The following is a 16,543-nucleotide window of genomic DNA, read 5'->3' as shown; positions in this document are numbered from 1 at the left end:
GCTACTTCAGCAACCGGCCTTCGATCGACCAGCGCGCGGCAAGGAAATTCAGCACCGCCGCCACGATGACACCGACGATCTTCGCCGGCCAGACGCCGGCGATGCCGGCGAACAGCGCGATCGACAGGCTGGAGACGCCGAGCGAAATCAGCGCCCCAAGCGAGACGAAGCGCAGGAAGGCGTCATGCAGCCGGATGGCCTGGTTGCGTTCGAACGACCAGAAACCATTGGCCACGAAAGAGAAGACGACGGCGATCGACCATGAGACGACGTTGGCCGGCAGCGGCGGGACATGCAGCTTGAGCAGCAGGAAAAAGCCGGCAAGGTCGATGGCCGTGTTCACCAGCCCGACTAGGGCAAAGCGCACGATCTTGCTGCCGGTCGAACGGCGGGGCTGGTCGGCGCCACTCATCCCTTGCCGTCCATGATCTCGACGCCGGCGCGGGCGAGGCTCGCACCGAACGCGTCCGAAGCCAGCGCCGCGTATTCCACCTCGCGCACGCCTTGCATCGGGTCGCGCGCCCGCAGCGTCTCGTCGACATGGCCGGGGTGGCACATGAACAGGCCTCGTTCCGGCAGCGCCTCGACAGCGGCCTGCAGAACCGGCTCGAACCGTTCGGGTTGCCGCCAGTCATAGATACCGGTCAGCGGCGCAAAAAGGGTGAACCCGGCGCGCGCCATCGAGCGGTTGAAGCCGGCAGCCACGGCAGCGATTGCCGCGACTTTCGGCGCCACGGCGGCATTGCCCAGCGCCGGCGCACCGCGCAGCGCCGGCCTGCCGCCAGCTTCGGAAAAATGCGCCCGCAGCCATTTGCGCACGACAGGCAGGAAATGCACGTGCTGGTGCCCGTCTATGAAGTCAGGTTGGCGGCCAAGCGCTTCGACGAAGCGGCTGTACTGCGCGTCGAGCTCGGCATGGACATCCCGCTCGTCAATGTTTCCGCGCAGGACCGGCAGTGCCAAGGAACGCAGCGGCGGCAGCCGGCCTTCCGGCGCCAGGCTCGATTGGCCGGTGGTGGCCGGCTGGTCGGTGAGGGTCAGGTGCAGCCCGACCGCGGCACGGCCGCACAGCAGCTTTATACGCGCCGCCGCATCCGGCCATTCCGGAAAGCCGGTCATGCAGCTGGTGCCGGTCAGCCGGCCGCGATCGAGCAGGTCAAGAATTCCGGCGGAAACGCCGGGTGCCAGGCCATAGTCGTCGGCGATCAGGCGGATGCGCCGCGTCATGCGCCCGGCGGCCTGTCCGGAACGTCGCCACGCACGACATCGCGCACGATATAGACCGGCCGATCCTTGCTTTCCGAGAGCGTGACCCAGACATATTCGCCGATCAGGCCGAGCAAGGTGAGATTGAGGCCGCCGAGCAGGACGACGGCGACCATGAGGCTGGGATAGCCGGGGACGGCGATACCGTAGAACAGCACCTCGAAGAACACTTTGGCGCCGTAGATGATGCCCGCCAACGCCGCCAGCATCCCGCTCAGGCTGATGATGCGCAGCGGGATAACGGAAAACGACGTAAACCCTTCCAGTGAGAAGGCGATCAGGTTGAGCCGGCTCCATTTCGAGGTGCCGACAGCGCGGTTTTCCGGCGAATATTGTATGGCTTTCTGGCGGAAGCCGGCCCAGGCGAACAGGCCCTTGTTGAAGCGCCGCTTGTCGCGCAGGCTCGTCAGCGCGCGCACCACGGCGCCACGCATGACGCGGAAGTCACCGGCATTTTCTGGAATGTCGAAACGCTGGCTGCTGTTGATCAGGCTGTAGAACAGCTTCGCCAGTTGGCTGCGCCGCCAGCTGGCCTCGCGGCGGTCGTTCTGCGCGAAGACGACATCGATATCCGGGTTTTCCACCAGCTCGGCGATCATCTTCAGGCTGGTGTCCATCGAATGCTGCAGGTCGGCGTCCATGACCAGCGCCATGTCGCCGCGCGACTGGTCGAGGCCAGCGAGCACCGCGACCTCCTTGCCGAAATTGCGGCTGAGCCGGACGATCTCCCAGGAACCCGACAGCGCCCGCGAAAACCGCTCGGCCCCATCGTCGCGGCTGCCGTCGTCAACCAGGATCTTGTGGACGGTGATGCCGAAACGTTGCGACACCTCGGCTTCAAGCTTGTCGAGCAATGCGGCAAACGCCGATGCCGACGGCGCCTCGTTGAAGAACGGCGCGACGATATCGAGAACGGGCCGCGACTCAGCCATTTGCCACGGGCCTTTCATTCATCATCTTGTCTCGCGTCACCTTGTCTCGTGCGCCCTTGCCTCGTGCCTTAGCCCAGAACCACCAGATCAGGGAACCGGCAATGACGGTGACCGCGATCGGCCGGAACCAGGGGTAGGTGAAATCCTGGATATGGCGCTCGACGCCGGTTAACCCGGTAAGGAACAGGGTCACCGCCAGCACCGACGCCAGAGCACCGCCTCGTTCCTCGCGCCACAGCAAGGCGACAGCGAGACCGGCGGGCACGGCGATCATGGCATAGGTGTTGGGCTCGACGCGTGGGTTGAAGACGCACATGTAGGACGTCGCCGTCAGGAAGATGGCGAGACCAGCCGGTCCGCGTTCGAGCTTGCGGTCGAACCAGAGGACCATGGAAAGCGTGAACAGGGCCATGACGATGCGTATGATCGTGGCGCCGAATTCCGGGATGGGCAGTCCCATTTTGGTGAAGGGCGCCGTGAAGTCGGTGGGAACGAAATGGCTGGTGTGGTCGACAGCCATCGAGGTCAACATCTGGCCAAAAACACGATACTGGTCGTTGAGATAGGCGGCGGGAGCGAAAGCGTAGGGTAAGGCGAGCACGAACAGCACCGCCAGCACCAGCACCGGTATCAGCCGCAGGCGCAGGGCGCCGACCAGCAAAAGCATGATGATCGCGGTCGGCTTGGCGATGATGGCGAGCGAAGCCCAGAAGAAGGTTTCGGCGCGCCGGCCTTCGAGCGCCGACAAAGTGAGAAGCCAACAGGCGCCGGTCAACAGGATCGTCGCCTGGCCGTTGCGGATCGCCCCCAGCGCCATCGGCAGGGCAAGGAACAGCCCGAAGGACAGCAGCCACGGCAATTCCCCGCCGCCGAGCTTGCGGACCTGCCGCATCGAGGCAAAGGTCAGCACCGCGAAGCCGATCATATGCCACACCAGGCCGCCCAGATGCGGCCCGAGCTTGAACAGCGGAACATAGAGCGCGGCAAAGGCCGGCGCGTAGAGATACCCCATCTCGGACTGGAGATCATAGAGCGGCCTGCCGGCCAGAAATTCCTGGCTGCCATATCTGTAGGCCGACAGCACGCTGCGCGTGTCGGGCGCCAACAGGACGAGGACAAGAACGACCAGGAACGCTCCGATCCACAGGCCAAGTCCCAAACGGTCGAAAACCGGCTTGGACATCGTCATCAAGACACCCCACAACACCCGGAACAGGCTCAGTCCAGCACTGTCCCGGCATTCGATGGCGGCGGCATATCACGGACAAAGCAGCGTGGCATAGGGGGCTGAAGGACGCTGTTGTGGTCTCGGCGGGCCGCTGCGGATGGCTGGACGCCCGGGCGTCCTAACCGGAAAGAGGCTCCAAAAGCCTCGTATTCGGGCTTCCGGCGCCGCTCCGAACAGCATCAAGGCCGGATGAACACCTTGCCGTTGGGCTTCGCGAGTTCCGCCGGCACCCGCGCGATGGCCTCGGCGAGCGGCACGACGGCTGTCACGTCGGTCGACCAGCGCCGGTCGGAAAAACGCTTCTGCGCTTCCAGGATCGCCGGGCCGCGCCGCTCCTTGAATTGCCGCATCCATTCGCTCAGCCAGAAGCCTTCGATATGCTTGTGCTGGAAGATCAGCTGGCCGGGCTCGCGGATGATGGTGGCGTCCGTGTCGAGCCGGCCATAGATGATCCAGCGCGCCCGTTTCGGCATTGCATTGAAGATGGCCGAAGCCAGCGGCCCGGTGACCGCATCGAGGAAGATGCGCGGCTGTTCGGCCTTCATCACCTCGCGCAGCGTGGCATCGAAATCCGGTGCCTTCTCGTTCAGCACATGGGCAGCGCCGATCTCTTTCAGAAGCGCAATCTGCTCGTCGCGGCGCACGGTGACGATAGGCCGAAACCCTTCCTCCTTAGCCAGGCCGATGATCAGCTTGCAAAGCTGACTGGCGCCGGCGGTCATGATGAAGGCCTTTTCGCCCTCCTGTTTGACGATGTCGAACATGGCGATGGCAGTAAGCGGATTGACGATCATTGCCGCGCCATCCTCGTCGCGCACCGTGTCGAGCAGCGGAATGCAGGCTGCCGCCTCGGCGACGGCATATTCGGCCCACGAACCCCAATTGCTGAGGCCGGTGGCGAAGGCGACGCGCTTGCCGACGAAGCTTTTTGCATAGGGCTCGTCGCCGCCGGCGACCACGGTGCCGACACCTTCGAAACCGGCCGGCCGGCCCTTGGCGCGCGGCTGGCCATACTGGCCTTTGATGAAGGCGACGTCGGATGGGTTGATCGAAGCCAGGCTGACCCTGATCAGCACCTGGCTCGGTCCGGGCGCCGGCACCGCGATGCTGCCCGGCACGAGATAAGGCTCCATTGCCTCCAGCGCACTGCCGCTGGGCGTCTTGGTGTAGCCGTCGCCGACCAGGAGCAGCGCCTTCATTTCGGAGGGAATGGTCATCGGTGACACTCCTTGGTTATTGGCGGAAGGACCATGGCGCAGCGGACCGAGCTGCTGCTCAGACCTTCTCCTGCGTGTATTTCTTCAGCTCCGTCCGCGCCACCTGGCGGCGATGCACGGCATCGGGACCGTCGGCGAGGCGCAATGTCCGCAGATGCGTCCACGAGCGCGCCAGCGGCGTGTCCTGGCTGATGCCTTGCGCGCCGAACATCTGCACCGCCTCGTCGGTAACCCTGAGCGCGACGCGCGGCGCGATGACCTTGATCTGGCTGATCCAGGGGGCAGCGGCGCGCGCATCGCCCTGGTCGATCATCCAGGCCGCCTTGAGGCAGAGCAGCCGGGCCATTTCGATCTCCATGCGGCATTCGGCGATGATATCGAAATTGGCGCCGAGTTTCGCCAGCTTCTGGCCGAAGGCCTCGCGGCGCACCGAACGCTGGCACAGCATCTCCAGCGCCATCTCGGCCTGGCCGATGGCGCGCATGCAGTGATGGATGCGGCCGGGACCGAGCCGCCCTTGCGCGATCTCGAAGCCCCTGCCCTCGCCGAGGATCAGGTTCGCTGCCGGCACCCTGACATTGTCGAAACGCAGGTGCATATGGCCATGCGGCGCGTCATCGTCGCCATAGACTTGCATGGCGCGGACCTTGGTCACGCCCTTTGTGTCCGCGGGCACCAGGATCATCGAATGGCGGCGGTGCTGCGGCTCGCCGTCGCCGCCGGTCCGCACCATGACGATATAGATGGCGCAGCGTGGATCGCCGGCGCCTGAGGCCCACCATTTCTCGCCGTTGAGGACATAGTCGTCGCCCTGCCGCTCGCAGCGCATCGAAATGTTGGTAGCGTCGGACGAGGCGACATCGGGCTCGGTCATCAGATAGGCCGAGCGGATTTTCCCGTCCAGAAGCGGTTCAAGCCACGCTTTCTTATGGTCGGCCGAGCCGTAGCGCTCCAGCACCTCCATATTGCCGGTGTCCGGGGCCGAGCAGTTGAAAGTCTCCGCGCCGAGATGCGCCTTGCCCATCTCCTCGGCGAGATAGGCATATTCGACGGTCGACAGGCCGTAGCCGCGTTCCGAGCCGGTCAGCCAAAAATTCCACAGGCCGCGCTCTTTCGCGGTCTTCTTCAGCCCTTCGAGGATCTCGCTCTGGCGCGCGCTGTAGACCCAGCGGTCGCCGGCCTTGCCCACTTCGCCCAAAAACTCCTTGTCGAGCGGCATGATCTCGTCACGCACCATGGCCGCGACGCGCGCATGGATCGGCTTCAGCCGCTCGGTCATGCCGAGATTCATCTCCGTCATCGGTCGCTAACCCTTCATCGAGGCCCGGCATTTTACCCGTGGCAAGGATGACCGTACTTCGGATAGCCTTGTCAACGCGAACTGTTTGCCCGCACGCCAAGGCAAGAGCGGAGAATTGGAATGGCCTATCTCGACGAGCTGTTTTCGGTGGCCGGCAAGACCGCGCTCGTGACCGGAGCAGCAACCGGCATAGGCCGCATGGCGGCGACCGCGCTGGTCAAGGCCGGCGCCAGTGTCATGATCGCATCGCGCAAGGGCGAGGATTGCATCAAGGTCGCCAATGCGCTGAACGGGCTTGGCGCCACGGGTCGGGCCGATGGCTTTACCGGCGACGTCTCCAGCGAGGCTGGCATCGCCGCGCTCGTCGCCGAGGTCAAGGCGCGGACCGAAAAACTCGATATTCTGATCAACAATGCAGGCGTTTCCTGGGGCGCGCCGCTGGAGAGCTTCCCCTATTCGGCATGGGCCAAGGTGTTCGGCGTCAATGTCACCGCGGTCTTCCACCTGACGCGCGAATTGCTGCCGCTGCTCGAAGCCGCCGCCAGCGACGACGATCCGGCCCGAGTGATCAATCTGGGTTCGGTCATGGGCACTCAGCCGCTGGCCGACGACGCCTATTCCTACACCGCCTCCAAGGCTGCGGTGCATCATCTGACGCGTACGCTCGCGCTCGAATTCGCCGCCCGCCGCATCACCGTCAACGCTTTTGCCCCCGGCCCCTTCCAGAGCCGGATGACGGCCTTTGCCACCGGCACGGACGAGCAGGCCAAACATGTCGGCAGCCATGTTCCGATCGGCCGTATCGGCGCGGCGGATGACATTGCCGGCGCAACGCTCTATTTGTGCAGCCGTGCGGGCAGCTATGTCACCGGCGCCATCCTGCCGATCGACGGCGGGCAGTCGGTGCAGCATGGATTGACCTTGTTCAAGGAATGACATTTTCCGGCCGTAGAAGCCGGAGGTGAACTGGAGGACATGAGCGTGGAACCGATCAGTCTCGATGTGCTTCTGGCCAGTGTCGGCAAGGAGGTCGGCGTTTCGCCTTGGCGTGTGGTGACGCAACGCATGATCGACCAATTCGCCGACGCCACCGACGACCACCAGTTCATCCACTGCGACCCCGAGCGGGCCAAGCGCGAGACACCGTTCGGCGGCACCATCGCACATGGCTTCCTGTCGTTGTCGCTGCTCTCGGCAATGACCTTCGAGACCATGCCGCCGCTGGAAAACGGCAAGATGGGCGTCAACCATGGCTTCGATTCGCTGCGCTTCCTGGCGCCGGTGAAGACGGGTGCGCGCATCCGCACCCATTTCGTGCTGGCCGACGTCAAGGTGAGGCCGTCGGGCTGGGTGCAGACGGCGCATGACGTGACGATCGAGATCGAGGGCTCAAAGAAACCGGCGCTGACCGCCCGCTGGCTGACACTCACCCTGATCGAACGCCAGCCCGAGACCGCATGAGCGACGCAAACGCGCTCGATCAGCCAGCGCTTGCGCCTTACCTCGAGGTGGAAATCCCGGGCTTTTCTGGGCTCGCGTCAATCGAAAAATTCAAATCCGGCCAGTCGAACCCGACCTATCTCATCACGGCGGCCAGCGGCCGCTATGTGCTGCGTGCCAAGCCGCCCGGGCAATTGTTGAAATCGGCGCATCAGGTCGACCGCGAATTCCGGGTGATGAAGGCGCTTGCCGGCACAGCCGTGCCGGTGCCGGCAATGCTGCATCTGTCGGCCGAGGAGTCGCCGATCGGCCGCATGTTCTATGTTATGGATTTCCTCGACGGCCGCATCTTCTGGGATCCGGCATTGCCTGAGGCGCGTGACAACGATGAACGCGCGGCGATCTATGACGCCATGAACGGCACGCTCGCGGCCCTGCACAATGTCGATGTCGATGCCGTGGGTCTCGGCGATTTCGGCAGGCCGGGCAATTATTTCGAACGGCAGCTGGCGCGCTGGACCAGCCAGTACCGCGCCTCGGAAACCGGCACCATTGCCGACATGGACCGACTGATCGCCTGGCTGGAAACGCATATGCCGCCCGATGACGGCCGTGTCTCTTTGGTGCATGGCGACTACCGGCTGGACAATCTGATCTTCGCGCCGGACCAACCAAAGATTCTGGCGGTGCTCGACTGGGAACTATCGACGATTGGCCACCCCTTTGCCGACATCGCCTACCAGTGCATGCAATGGCGCTTGCCGCATGCATCGGGCTTTCGCGGCCTGGGCGGCGTCGACCGCGCCGCGCTGGGCCTGCCCTCCGAAGAAGACTATGTCGCCGCCTATTGCCGTCGGCGCGGGCTCACCGGCATCGGCAACTGGACCTTCTTCCTCGCCTTCTCCTTCTTCAGGTTGGCGGCGATCTGCCAGGGCGTCTACAAACGTGCGCTGGACGGCAACGCCTCCAATCCCGAAAAAGCCAGAACCTATGGCGAGGCGGTGAAGCTGCTTTCGCATCTCGCCGCCAAACTGATCGACAAGCAGGGGAAGTCATGATGGGCCGTTTTGACGGAGCAACGGTGCTGATCACGGGTGCCGCCGGCGGGCTCGGCCGTGGTGCCGCGAAGGGCTTTGCCGCTGAGGGCGCGCGGCTGGTGCTGTCGGACATCGACGAAAAGGCGCTCGCCGATCTTGCCGCGAGCTTGCCCGCCGAAACCGCGATCCTGGCAGGCGACGTAGCGGACGAAAACTTGTCCGAGTATCTGGTCGGGCTGGCGGTCGAAAGATTCGGCCGGCTGGATGTCGCCATCAACAATGCCGGCATCGTCCAGAGTTTCGTGCGCCTGCCGCAAGTGCCGTCGGACGAAGCCCGCCGCGTGCTGGAGATCGACCTGCTCGGCGTCTTCTATGCCATGAAGTACCAGATCCCGCAGATGGAGCGGCAGTTCAAGGCTACGGCCAGGGGCGGCGTCATCGTCAACATCGCCTCGGCCGCCGGCCTGTCCGGCGCGCCGAAACTCTCGGTCTACGCCGCCGCCAAGCATGGCGTCATCGGGTTGACCAAGTCGGCGGCGGTCGAATATGCCAGCAAGGGCCTGCGCATAAACGCCATCTGTCCGGCCCACACCAGGACGGCGATGGTTGACAGCTTCGTACGTGTCTCCGGTGCACCGGAGGCCGAAGCACTGGCCGAACTGACACGCGGCGTGCCGATGAAGCGCGTGGCGGAAGTCGACGAAATCACCACCGCCATCCTGTTCGCCGCCGATCCGTCCAACTCCTTCATGACCGGCCATGCGCTGGCCGTCGACGGCGGCATCGGCGCCATCTGACCCATGCCCTTTGGGAACCCGCGGCGCTCTTGTCCGTTTCCGTACAGCGTATATAGTTTAGCCAGGCACCAACCAACCCGGACACCCAACGAGAGGCGCCAGACTTGCCGCCGACCGTCCAGAAACGCCGCCAAAGACAGAAGGCCGAGTTGCGCTCCGAGCTGGTCGAGGCCGCGCACAAGCTCGTCCAGGAAGAAGGCTATGAGGGCCTGACCATCCGCAAGCTGGCCAAGCGGGTCGGCTATGCGCCGATGTCTGTCTATTCCTATTTCGCCGACAAGCAGGACATCCTGTTCGCGCTCGCCGAAGATGCCTTCGAAAACCTTGCCCGCCGTATCGAGGAGCACTCGTCAGATGATCCGATCGAAGCCTTGCAGGCGGTGATGACCGAATATGCCGCCTTCGGCCTCGGCAATCCCAATGAATACCGCACCGTTTTCATGACCGAAAAGACCAAGCCGCCGGAAGGTCGGAGTTTTCAAGAAATACACGAGGCCAACCCAGCGATGAAGGTGCTGATCAGCCGGGTCGAGGCCTGCGTCGCCGCCGGAAAATTGCAAGGCGATCCGCGCGCCATCGCCACCATGCTGTGGGCGGTCGGCCACGGCACGATCTCGCTGCTGATCACCTTTCCGTTCTACCCCTTCGGCGACCCGCAGGCTTTCGTGAAACGGATGTGCGATTTCCAGCTGGCCGCACTCAGCACGCAGAACGTGCCGCCGCTGACCGAGACGCCGGTCATCTGCTGAACGCTAGCTCCCTTCGTTTTTATCCTTCCTCGCGACCTTCCCCGGCCAACCGGGGGCGAATTTCTTGGTTAACAATAATTTACCGTACGCGTACGATTCTAACTTGAACTTCGCGATCGGCGGACGTATCTGTACGCAGTACCGTACATGTACGGAAAAAATTCGCCCGTCGAAACCGGAGACTGACAATGAAAAAGACCCTCCTCACCCTCGCCGCCGTGCTGGCACTTTCGGGCTCGGCCTTCGCCGCCAACACCGCTCACCCGGTCAAGCACGCGCCTGCCGCGACCTGCATCGACACCAAGACCAATGTGAAGCTCGATTGCACCTCGACCGGCTCGGTCGAGAAGAAGGGCACCACGGAAAACACCGCTGAAGGCAAGGGCCCGCGCCTCGGCATCAGCATCAACCCGTGGATCGTGCCGAGCGCGTTCTAAGATCGACTTGGAAATGCTTCTGGCCGGCACAAGCCGGCCAGGCGGGTACGTCAGCCGAGCGTAACCGGCAGCCTGCTCGCCGAACTCTCGAAGGCCGCATCGATAAGTCTCTGCATGTCGGCGGCGCGCCGGAAGGACGGATCGCCGTTCTGCCTGGTATCCAGGGCGTCGACAAAACGCCGGGCATTGCGCTTGACATCCGGCAGGGCCAGCTCTCGCCAGAGCTGGACATCGACGTCCTCTCCCAGGCACGCCGACAGCCGCGCTGCCTTGCCGTCGGTCTCGACCTTGATGGCCCCCTTGGTGCCATGCAGCGCCAGAGACAGATCATTGCCGTGGCCGGTCGTGTAGCGGCTCGCCATGATCGTGGCCAGCGCGCCGGATTTGAGCCGCGCCGTCATCGCCACGCTGTCATTGGCGTCGAGCACATAGTCGCCGATCCGGTCGCCCTCAGCCTTCGGAAACGTCACCAGATCGGCGTGCAGGCTGACAATATCCTGGGCCGCGCCATAGGTGGCGAAGTCCAAGATGTGGATGCCGACATCGCCCAGAACCCCTGTCGAACCATGCCGGCTCGACAGGCGCCACAGCCATTTGTCCTCGACGCGCCAGTCACCCCAGGATTTGCTGACCAGCCAGCTCTGCTTGTAACTCGCCTCGACATGGCGCAATTCGCCGATCGCGCCTGCCAACACCAGACGCCGTGCTTCCTGGATCGCCGGTGAATTGCGGTAGGTGAGATTGACCATGTTGACGAGGCCGGCGGCCTCGGCCGCTTCGGTCATGGCAAGCGCATCGGCATGGTTCGGCGCCAGCGGCTTTTCGCAAAAGACATGTTTTCCCGCGGCAAGCAGCGCCAGCGTCGTCGCCTTGTGCACGCCGTCCGGCGTTGCATTGATGGCGGCGTCGAAATCACCCCAGGCGATCGCCGCTTCCAGGCTCTCGAAAGAAGCACCGATCTCGTTGGCGGCGGCAAACGCCGCCGCGCGGCCAGGCAGTTGATCGACACAAGCGACAATGCTGCAGCCAGGAACCTTTGCGAACTCTTCGATATGATGTCCGGCGATCCAGCCGGTGCCGAGCAAGAGCAGGCGATGCATCAGATCAGGTCCCCCATTAACTCAAACCCTTGTCACCGTCGGCATGCAGGCGCAGGCCCTTCTGCACGATCTTCTCCTTGGCCTTGTCCGTCGGCACGTTGGGCGCACTGGTGATGCTGGACCATGCGGGTGCCGGATTGTGCGCCCAGTGCACGGCGTTGCGTAGCACCTGCTGCACGCCCTCATTGTGATAGATCGGATAGGTCTCGTGGCCGGGTGAGAAATAGAAGATGCGGCCCGCGCCGCGCTGGTAGGTCAGCCCGGAACGGAACACCTCGCCGCCCTCGTACCAGGAGACGAACACCGTCTCCAGCGGCTCCGGGACCGCGAACGGCTCGCCATACATCTCCGTCTCGCCGATCTCCAGGCATTCGCCGATGCCTTGCGCGATCGGGTGGCTGCGGTTGATCGCCCAGACGCGCTCGCGCTCGCCTGCCTCGCGCCATTTCAGCGAACAGGGCGTGCCCATCAGCCGCTTGAAGATCTTCGAGTAGTGGCCGGAATGCAGCACGATCAGCCCCATGCCTTCCCAGACCCGCTTCTGCACGCGCTCGACGATCTCGTCCTTGACCTCGCCATGCGCGGCGTGTCCCCACCACAAAAGCACGTCGGTGGCGGCCAGGCGCTTCTCGCTCAGGCCGTGCTCAGGCTCCTGCAAGGTGGCGGTGGTCGCCTCGATGCCCTTGTCCTGGTTGAGCGCCGCGGCAATCGTGCCATGCATGGTCAGTGGATAGAGGTCGCGCACGGCGGCATTGGTCTGCTCATGGACATTCTCGCCCCAGACAACAGCTTTTATCGGCATTTTTCCTCTCCAAAGCGCTTTGAATATCTCAACTGCCGATGCCTTGGAAAGATGTCTTCGACCAAAATTGCGGAAAATCAGGGCTTGCGGGGTTTCCGTCCAGGGACGGTCTTGGCCTTGCCAGGCCTGGCAGGCCCGCCGGGGATCGCCGAACTGGTGATGGACACCGGGTCGCTGGCCGGGAACGTATCCTCAAGGCCTTCCTCGAGTTCCTCTTCCGCGCTCGACGCTTCGTGTTGCTCATGCTCAAGCGAGCGGACGGCCGGCGTCTTTTTCATCGGCGACTTCGGCGCGGACTTTGACGGCATCGGCATTCTCCCTCGACCTGTTGCCGCACAACGAACGCGGGCGGCAAAACGTTCCGGGTCAGCCAGCCGCGTCGCGGGCTCCCTCGGACAGGAAAGTAAAGACATAGTCCGAGAACGAACGCCAGCACTCGACCCGGAAGGCGTCGTCCGCCGTGCGTAACAACACGATCTCGGCCTTGCCGAGGATGGTGCGCGAAGCCGCGCCCACCGGGAAGGCTTCGAGCGACAGGTCCTGCGGGCAGCCCGAATTGATCGCGGCTTCGGCCGCCAGACCAGCGACCGAGATCGCGATGTTGCGGTGTGAAATGCCAACCCCCGAATGCAGCGCGGCAACCCCTGCGCAGTCGGCGAGCGGATCGTTGCCGGCCTCGTCGATGACAAGCCATTCGTCGGGGCCGAGCCACAGGGCGGTGCGCCCACCCTTCGACGCGGAAGTCTTCGGCTTCTTCGGCAAGGTCAGGCCAAGCGCCTTCGACAGCGCCGCGACCGAGGCTTCCGGCGCGCGCAGCGAGATGCGCTCGGCCGGCGGCAGCACTTCAACCTTCACGCCGGTCGCCGTCGTACTGCGTCCAGCCAATGCCGGACGGCGGTCGACCGAAGGCGATGCGGCCGCAGCCGTTTTCTTTGCAGCAGCCTTAGCCATTGAGGCGGCCTCCCGTCTCGTCGAAGAACACCATGCCGGTAACCTCCACTTCGATCACCCCGTTCGGCATCGGCACGTAGAGCGTGTCGCCCATCCGGTCGCGGCCGCCGGCGACCAGCGCCAGTGCAATCGAGCGGCCGCAATTCTGCGACCAGTAGCTGGACGTAACGTGGCCTATCATCTTCATCGGGATTGGCTGCTTGGGGTCCGCGACGATCTGCGCGCCCTCCTCCAGCACCACCTTAGGGTCCTTGGTCTTGAGGCCGACGAGCTGCTTGCGGCCCTTGGCGACCAGATCCGGCCGCGCCATGCCGCGGATGCCGACGAAGTCGGTCTTCTTCTTGCCGACCGCCCAGTCGAGACCGGCATCGTTCGGCGTCACCGTGCCGTCCGTGTCCTGGCCGACGATGATGTAGCCCTTTTCGGCGCGCAGCACGTGCATGGACTCCGTACCGTAGGCGGTTGCGCCGTGCTTCTGGCCCTCGGCCCACAGCGCTTCCCAGACGGCCTGTCCATAGTCTGCCGGAACATTGACTTCGAAGCCGCGCTCGCCGGTGAACGACATGCGGAACAGCCTTGTCGGCACGCCACAGATCTTGCCTTCGCGCACCGACATATGCGGCAGCGCCTCATCCGACATGTCGATGCCTTCGACCAGCGGTGCGATGATGTCGCGCGACCTCGGCCCCTGCACCGCGATAACAGCCCACTGCTCGGTGATCGAGGTCAACCAGACATTGAGATGCGGGAACTCAGTCTGGAGGTAATCCTCCATGTGATTCATGACACGCGGCGCGCCGCCGGTCGTCGTCGTCACATGGAAGCGGTCCGGCGCCAGCCTGCCGACGACGCCGTCATCATAGATGAAGCCGTCTTCACGCAGCATGATGCCATAGCGGCAGCGCCCGGGCTCCAGCTTCTCCCACGGATTGGTGTAGAGCAGTTCCATGAACTTGGCCGCATCCGGCCCGACCACTTCGATCTTGCCGAGCGTCGAGGCATCGAACAGGCCAGCCGTCGTGCGGACCGCGACGCATTCGCGGTCGACCGCCGCATGCATGTCCTCGCCGGCTTTCGGAAAGTACCAGGCGCGCTTCCACTGGCCGACATCCTCGAAGACAGCACCTTGCGCCTCGGCCCACGGATGCGTCGCCGTCTTGCGCGTCGGATCGAACAGCGGCCCGCGCGCATGGCTGACGATCGCGCCGAAGGTGACCGGCGTGTAGGGCGCGCGGAATGTGGTCAGGCCAACCTCGGGGATCGGCTTGCCCAGCGTCTCCGCCGCGATCGCCAGACCGTGCATGTTGGAGGTCTTGCCCTGGTCGGTCGCCATGCCGTTGGTGGTGAAGCGCTTGACGTGCTCGATCGAGCGCATCCCTTCATGCACCGCCTGGCGGATATCCTTGGCGGTGACGTCGTTCTGGAAGTCGACGAAAGCCTTCACCGTTGTGTCCGGCCCGGCGCCGGGCGCGGCACCCAGCATGCCGCGCGACCAGCTTTCCGAGGCATCGACCTTCGGCTTCACACCCTTGGCGGTTTTGGCGCCGGCATCCTTGGCCGCCTTGGCGCCAGCCGCATAGGCCTCGTCCACCGTGGCCGACAAGCCGTCCGTGCCGTTGCAGGCGCCGACCGAGACGCAGTCCTGCGCATAGATGCCCGGCACGAAGCGCTTGGTCTCGTCGTTGAAGGCGACCTTGCCGCGCGACTGCGAGAACAGGTGCACCGACGGCGTCCAGCCGGCCGACATCAGGATCGCATCGACGGGAATGGTGCGCTCGCCTCCGCCATTCTTCGGCTGCACGGTCATCGAGGACACCCGCAATTTGCCGCCGGCGCGGATCACCGCGCGGCCGAAATTGACCTCGATGCCGAGCGCCCGCGCCTCGTCGATCACTGGACCGGTCGGATTGTCGCGCAGATCGACGATCGCCGCGATGTTGACGCCAGCCTTCTTCAGATCGATCGCGGCCGCATAGGCCGAGTCATTGGCGGTGTAGACGCCGACATTCCGGCCGACCGCCACGCCATAATGGTTGAGGAAGGTGCGCGCCGCGCCCGCCAGCATGATGCCCGGGCGGTCATTGTTGGCGAACACCATGTGGCGCTCTATGGCGCCTGATGCGAGCACGACGCGCTTGGCCCTGATCTGCCACAGCCGCTCGCGCGGCAAATCATGGCCGGGAGCCTTCAAATGATCGCTGACACGCTCGACCAGCCCGACGAAATTCTGCGCGTAGTAGCCGAAGGCCGTGGTGCGCGAGAGCACCCGGACATTGCCCATCGCGCTCAACCTGGCGATCGCCGCTTGGGCCCAGACGAAACCGTCCTGGCCGTCGATCTTTGCCCCCGTCTCGAACCGCAGGCTGCCGCCGAACTCGGCCTGCTCGTCGGCGAGGATGACGCGCACGCCGGTCTCGGCCGCCGCCAAGGCCGCCGCGAGGCCGGCCGCGCCGCCGCCCAGCACCAGCACGTCGCAATACGCGTAGCGCGAGGAATAGTGGTCGGGATCGGGCTTGTCAGGCGAAACGCCAAGGCCAGCGGCTTCGCGGATCTTGGGTTCGTACAGGCTCTTCCAGGCCGCCTTAGGCCACATGAAGGTCTTGTAGTAGAAGCCCGCCGAAAACATCGGCGACGCAATATCGTTGACCGCGCCGACGTCGAAGGACAGCGACGGCCAGCGGTTCTGCGAATTGGCGGCGAGCCCGTCATAGAGCTCCTGCACGGTGGCGCGCACGTTTGGCGTCTTGCGCGCATCGTCCCGCACGATCTGCACCAGCGCATTGGGCTCTTCCGCGCCAGCCGACAGGAAGCCGCGCGGACGGTGGTACTTGAACGAGCGGCCGACCAGATGCACGCCATTGGCCAGCAGCGCGGAGGCCAGCGTGTCGCCCTCGATGCCGGTATAGGACTGGCCGTCGAAACTGAACCGCGCGGTCTTGGCCTGGCTGAGGCGACCGGCTCTCGGGATGCGGAACGCGCCGCTCATTTGGCAACTCCCGGCAGCTTGGCGGGTTTGGGTTCGCCGGCCTTGTAGGTCATGACGAACTTGTCGGTGACGGTGTCGCGCACCGCGTTGAAGAAGCGCGCGCAGCCATGCATGTGCCGCCAGCGCTCATAGATGATGCCCTTGGGATTCGAGCGGATGAAGAAGAACTTCTCGAAGTCGTCGTCGCTCTCGCCCGCAATGTTGGCCGAGCGCGCAATATGCGCCTCGCCGGCGTTGCGGAATTCGAGTTCCGGGCGCTCTTCCTCGCAATAGGGGCAGCGGATGAGAAGCATTCTGTTTG

18 protein-coding genes are annotated in these 16,543 nt (G+C 64.3%); 6 read left to right on the top strand and 12 right to left on the bottom strand.

Features of this window, described 5'->3' with window-relative positions; translation table 11 throughout:
• Position 1 precedes the first annotated feature (1 nt).
• From AC04SF_RS27240 to AC04SF_RS27215, 6 genes are all read right to left on the bottom strand, one after another.
• The gene (locus AC04SF_RS27240; protein ID WP_202352751.1) at positions 2 to 412 is read right to left on the bottom strand and encodes a GtrA family protein; all 411 of its coding nucleotides are present in this window, start codon (positions 410 to 412) and stop codon (positions 2 to 4) included.
• Positions 409 to 1,227: a ChbG/HpnK family deacetylase gene (locus tag AC04SF_RS27235; protein ID WP_096450023.1), complete on the bottom strand. Its 819-nt coding sequence runs from the start codon at positions 1,225 to 1,227 to the stop codon at positions 409 to 411. The genes AC04SF_RS27240 and AC04SF_RS27235 overlap by 4 nt, the downstream gene beginning before the upstream one ends.
• Positions 1,224 to 2,198, bottom strand: a complete 975-nt coding sequence (locus AC04SF_RS27230; protein WP_488480296.1) for a glycosyltransferase family 2 protein — start codon at positions 2,196 to 2,198, stop codon at positions 1,224 to 1,226. The genes AC04SF_RS27235 and AC04SF_RS27230 overlap by 4 nt, the downstream gene beginning before the upstream one ends.
• Positions 2,191 to 3,387 carry a glycosyltransferase family 87 protein gene (locus tag AC04SF_RS27225; RefSeq protein WP_488480295.1) on the bottom strand — a complete coding sequence of 399 codons (1,197 nt, stop codon included), beginning with the start codon at positions 3,385 to 3,387 and terminating at the stop codon, positions 2,191 to 2,193. Before AC04SF_RS27225 ends, AC04SF_RS27230 begins: the two co-directional genes overlap by 8 nt.
• 218 nt (positions 3,388 to 3,605) lie before the next feature.
• Positions 3,606 to 4,643 (bottom strand): zinc-binding dehydrogenase, encoded by a 1,038-nt coding sequence (locus AC04SF_RS27220; protein ID WP_488480294.1) that lies wholly within the window; start codon positions 4,641 to 4,643, stop codon positions 3,606 to 3,608.
• 58 nt (positions 4,644 to 4,701) lie between these two features.
• Positions 4,702 to 5,943 (bottom strand): acyl-CoA dehydrogenase family protein, encoded by a 1,242-nt coding sequence (locus AC04SF_RS27215; RefSeq protein WP_488480293.1) that lies wholly within the window; start codon positions 5,941 to 5,943, stop codon positions 4,702 to 4,704.
• A gap of 120 nt (positions 5,944 to 6,063) precedes the next feature.
• On the opposite strand from AC04SF_RS27215, the gene AC04SF_RS27210 reads away from it, so the two are divergent.
• The 6 genes from AC04SF_RS27210 (at position 6,064) to AC04SF_RS27185 (ending at position 10,403) form a co-directional block, all read left to right on the top strand.
• The gene (locus AC04SF_RS27210) at positions 6,064 to 6,879 is read left to right on the top strand and encodes an SDR family oxidoreductase (protein ID WP_488480292.1); all 816 of its coding nucleotides are present in this window, start codon (positions 6,064 to 6,066) and stop codon (positions 6,877 to 6,879) included.
• Positions 6,880 to 6,918: 39 nt separating this feature from the next.
• Positions 6,919 to 7,404 (top strand): MaoC family dehydratase, encoded by a 486-nt coding sequence (locus AC04SF_RS27205; RefSeq protein WP_280175382.1) that lies wholly within the window; start codon positions 6,919 to 6,921, stop codon positions 7,402 to 7,404.
• Positions 7,401 to 8,441 carry a phosphotransferase family protein gene (locus AC04SF_RS27200; protein WP_488480291.1) on the top strand — a complete coding sequence of 347 codons (1,041 nt, stop codon included), beginning with the start codon at positions 7,401 to 7,403 and terminating at the stop codon, positions 8,439 to 8,441. Before AC04SF_RS27205 ends, AC04SF_RS27200 begins: the two co-directional genes overlap by 4 nt.
• Positions 8,441 to 9,217, top strand: a complete 777-nt coding sequence (locus AC04SF_RS27195; RefSeq protein WP_488480466.1) for an SDR family NAD(P)-dependent oxidoreductase — start codon at positions 8,441 to 8,443, stop codon at positions 9,215 to 9,217. Before AC04SF_RS27200 ends, AC04SF_RS27195 begins: the two co-directional genes overlap by 1 nt.
• Before the next feature lie 104 nt (positions 9,218 to 9,321).
• Positions 9,322 to 9,966 carry a TetR/AcrR family transcriptional regulator gene (locus tag AC04SF_RS27190; RefSeq protein WP_488480290.1) on the top strand — a complete coding sequence of 215 codons (645 nt, stop codon included), beginning with the start codon at positions 9,322 to 9,324 and terminating at the stop codon, positions 9,964 to 9,966.
• 188 nt (positions 9,967 to 10,154) lie between these two features.
• Complete coding sequence (locus AC04SF_RS27185; protein ID WP_488480289.1) at positions 10,155 to 10,403, top strand: DUF680 domain-containing protein; 249 nt, start codon at positions 10,155 to 10,157, stop codon at positions 10,401 to 10,403.
• A 50-nt stretch (positions 10,404 to 10,453) separates the two neighbouring features.
• Here AC04SF_RS27185 and AC04SF_RS27180 read toward each other — a convergent pair whose 3' ends face one another.
• The 6 genes from AC04SF_RS27180 to AC04SF_RS27155 all read right to left on the bottom strand — a co-directional run bounded on the left by AC04SF_RS27180 (position 10,454) and on the right by AC04SF_RS27155 (position 16,535).
• The gene (locus AC04SF_RS27180) at positions 10,454 to 11,503 is read right to left on the bottom strand and encodes a Gfo/Idh/MocA family protein (protein WP_488480288.1); all 1,050 of its coding nucleotides are present in this window, start codon (positions 11,501 to 11,503) and stop codon (positions 10,454 to 10,456) included.
• Positions 11,504 to 11,519: 16 nt separating this feature from the next.
• Positions 11,520 to 12,305, bottom strand: a complete 786-nt coding sequence (locus tag AC04SF_RS27175) for a ThuA domain-containing protein (RefSeq protein WP_202352743.1) — start codon at positions 12,303 to 12,305, stop codon at positions 11,520 to 11,522.
• A 77-nt stretch (positions 12,306 to 12,382) separates the two neighbouring features.
• Positions 12,383 to 12,613 (bottom strand): hypothetical protein, encoded by a 231-nt coding sequence (locus AC04SF_RS27170; RefSeq protein WP_488480287.1) that lies wholly within the window; start codon positions 12,611 to 12,613, stop codon positions 12,383 to 12,385.
• 58 nt (positions 12,614 to 12,671) lie between these two features.
• The gene (locus AC04SF_RS27165; RefSeq protein WP_488480286.1) at positions 12,672 to 13,256 is read right to left on the bottom strand and encodes a sarcosine oxidase subunit gamma; all 585 of its coding nucleotides are present in this window, start codon (positions 13,254 to 13,256) and stop codon (positions 12,672 to 12,674) included.
• Positions 13,249 to 16,242: a sarcosine oxidase subunit alpha gene (locus AC04SF_RS27160; RefSeq protein ID WP_488480285.1), complete on the bottom strand. Its 2,994-nt coding sequence runs from the start codon at positions 16,240 to 16,242 to the stop codon at positions 13,249 to 13,251. The genes AC04SF_RS27165 and AC04SF_RS27160 overlap by 8 nt, the downstream gene beginning before the upstream one ends.
• Positions 16,239 to 16,535 (bottom strand): sarcosine oxidase subunit delta, encoded by a 297-nt coding sequence (locus AC04SF_RS27155; RefSeq protein WP_095199452.1) that lies wholly within the window; start codon positions 16,533 to 16,535, stop codon positions 16,239 to 16,241. Before AC04SF_RS27155 ends, AC04SF_RS27160 begins: the two co-directional genes overlap by 4 nt.
• Between the last annotated feature and the right edge of the window lie 8 nt (positions 16,536 to 16,543).

The sequence above is a fragment of the Mesorhizobium sp. CNPSo 4671 genome, from assembly GCF_057784245.1.
The sequence above is the reverse complement of the archived record's forward strand: the minus strand, read 5'-3'. Positions and strand labels throughout refer to the sequence as shown.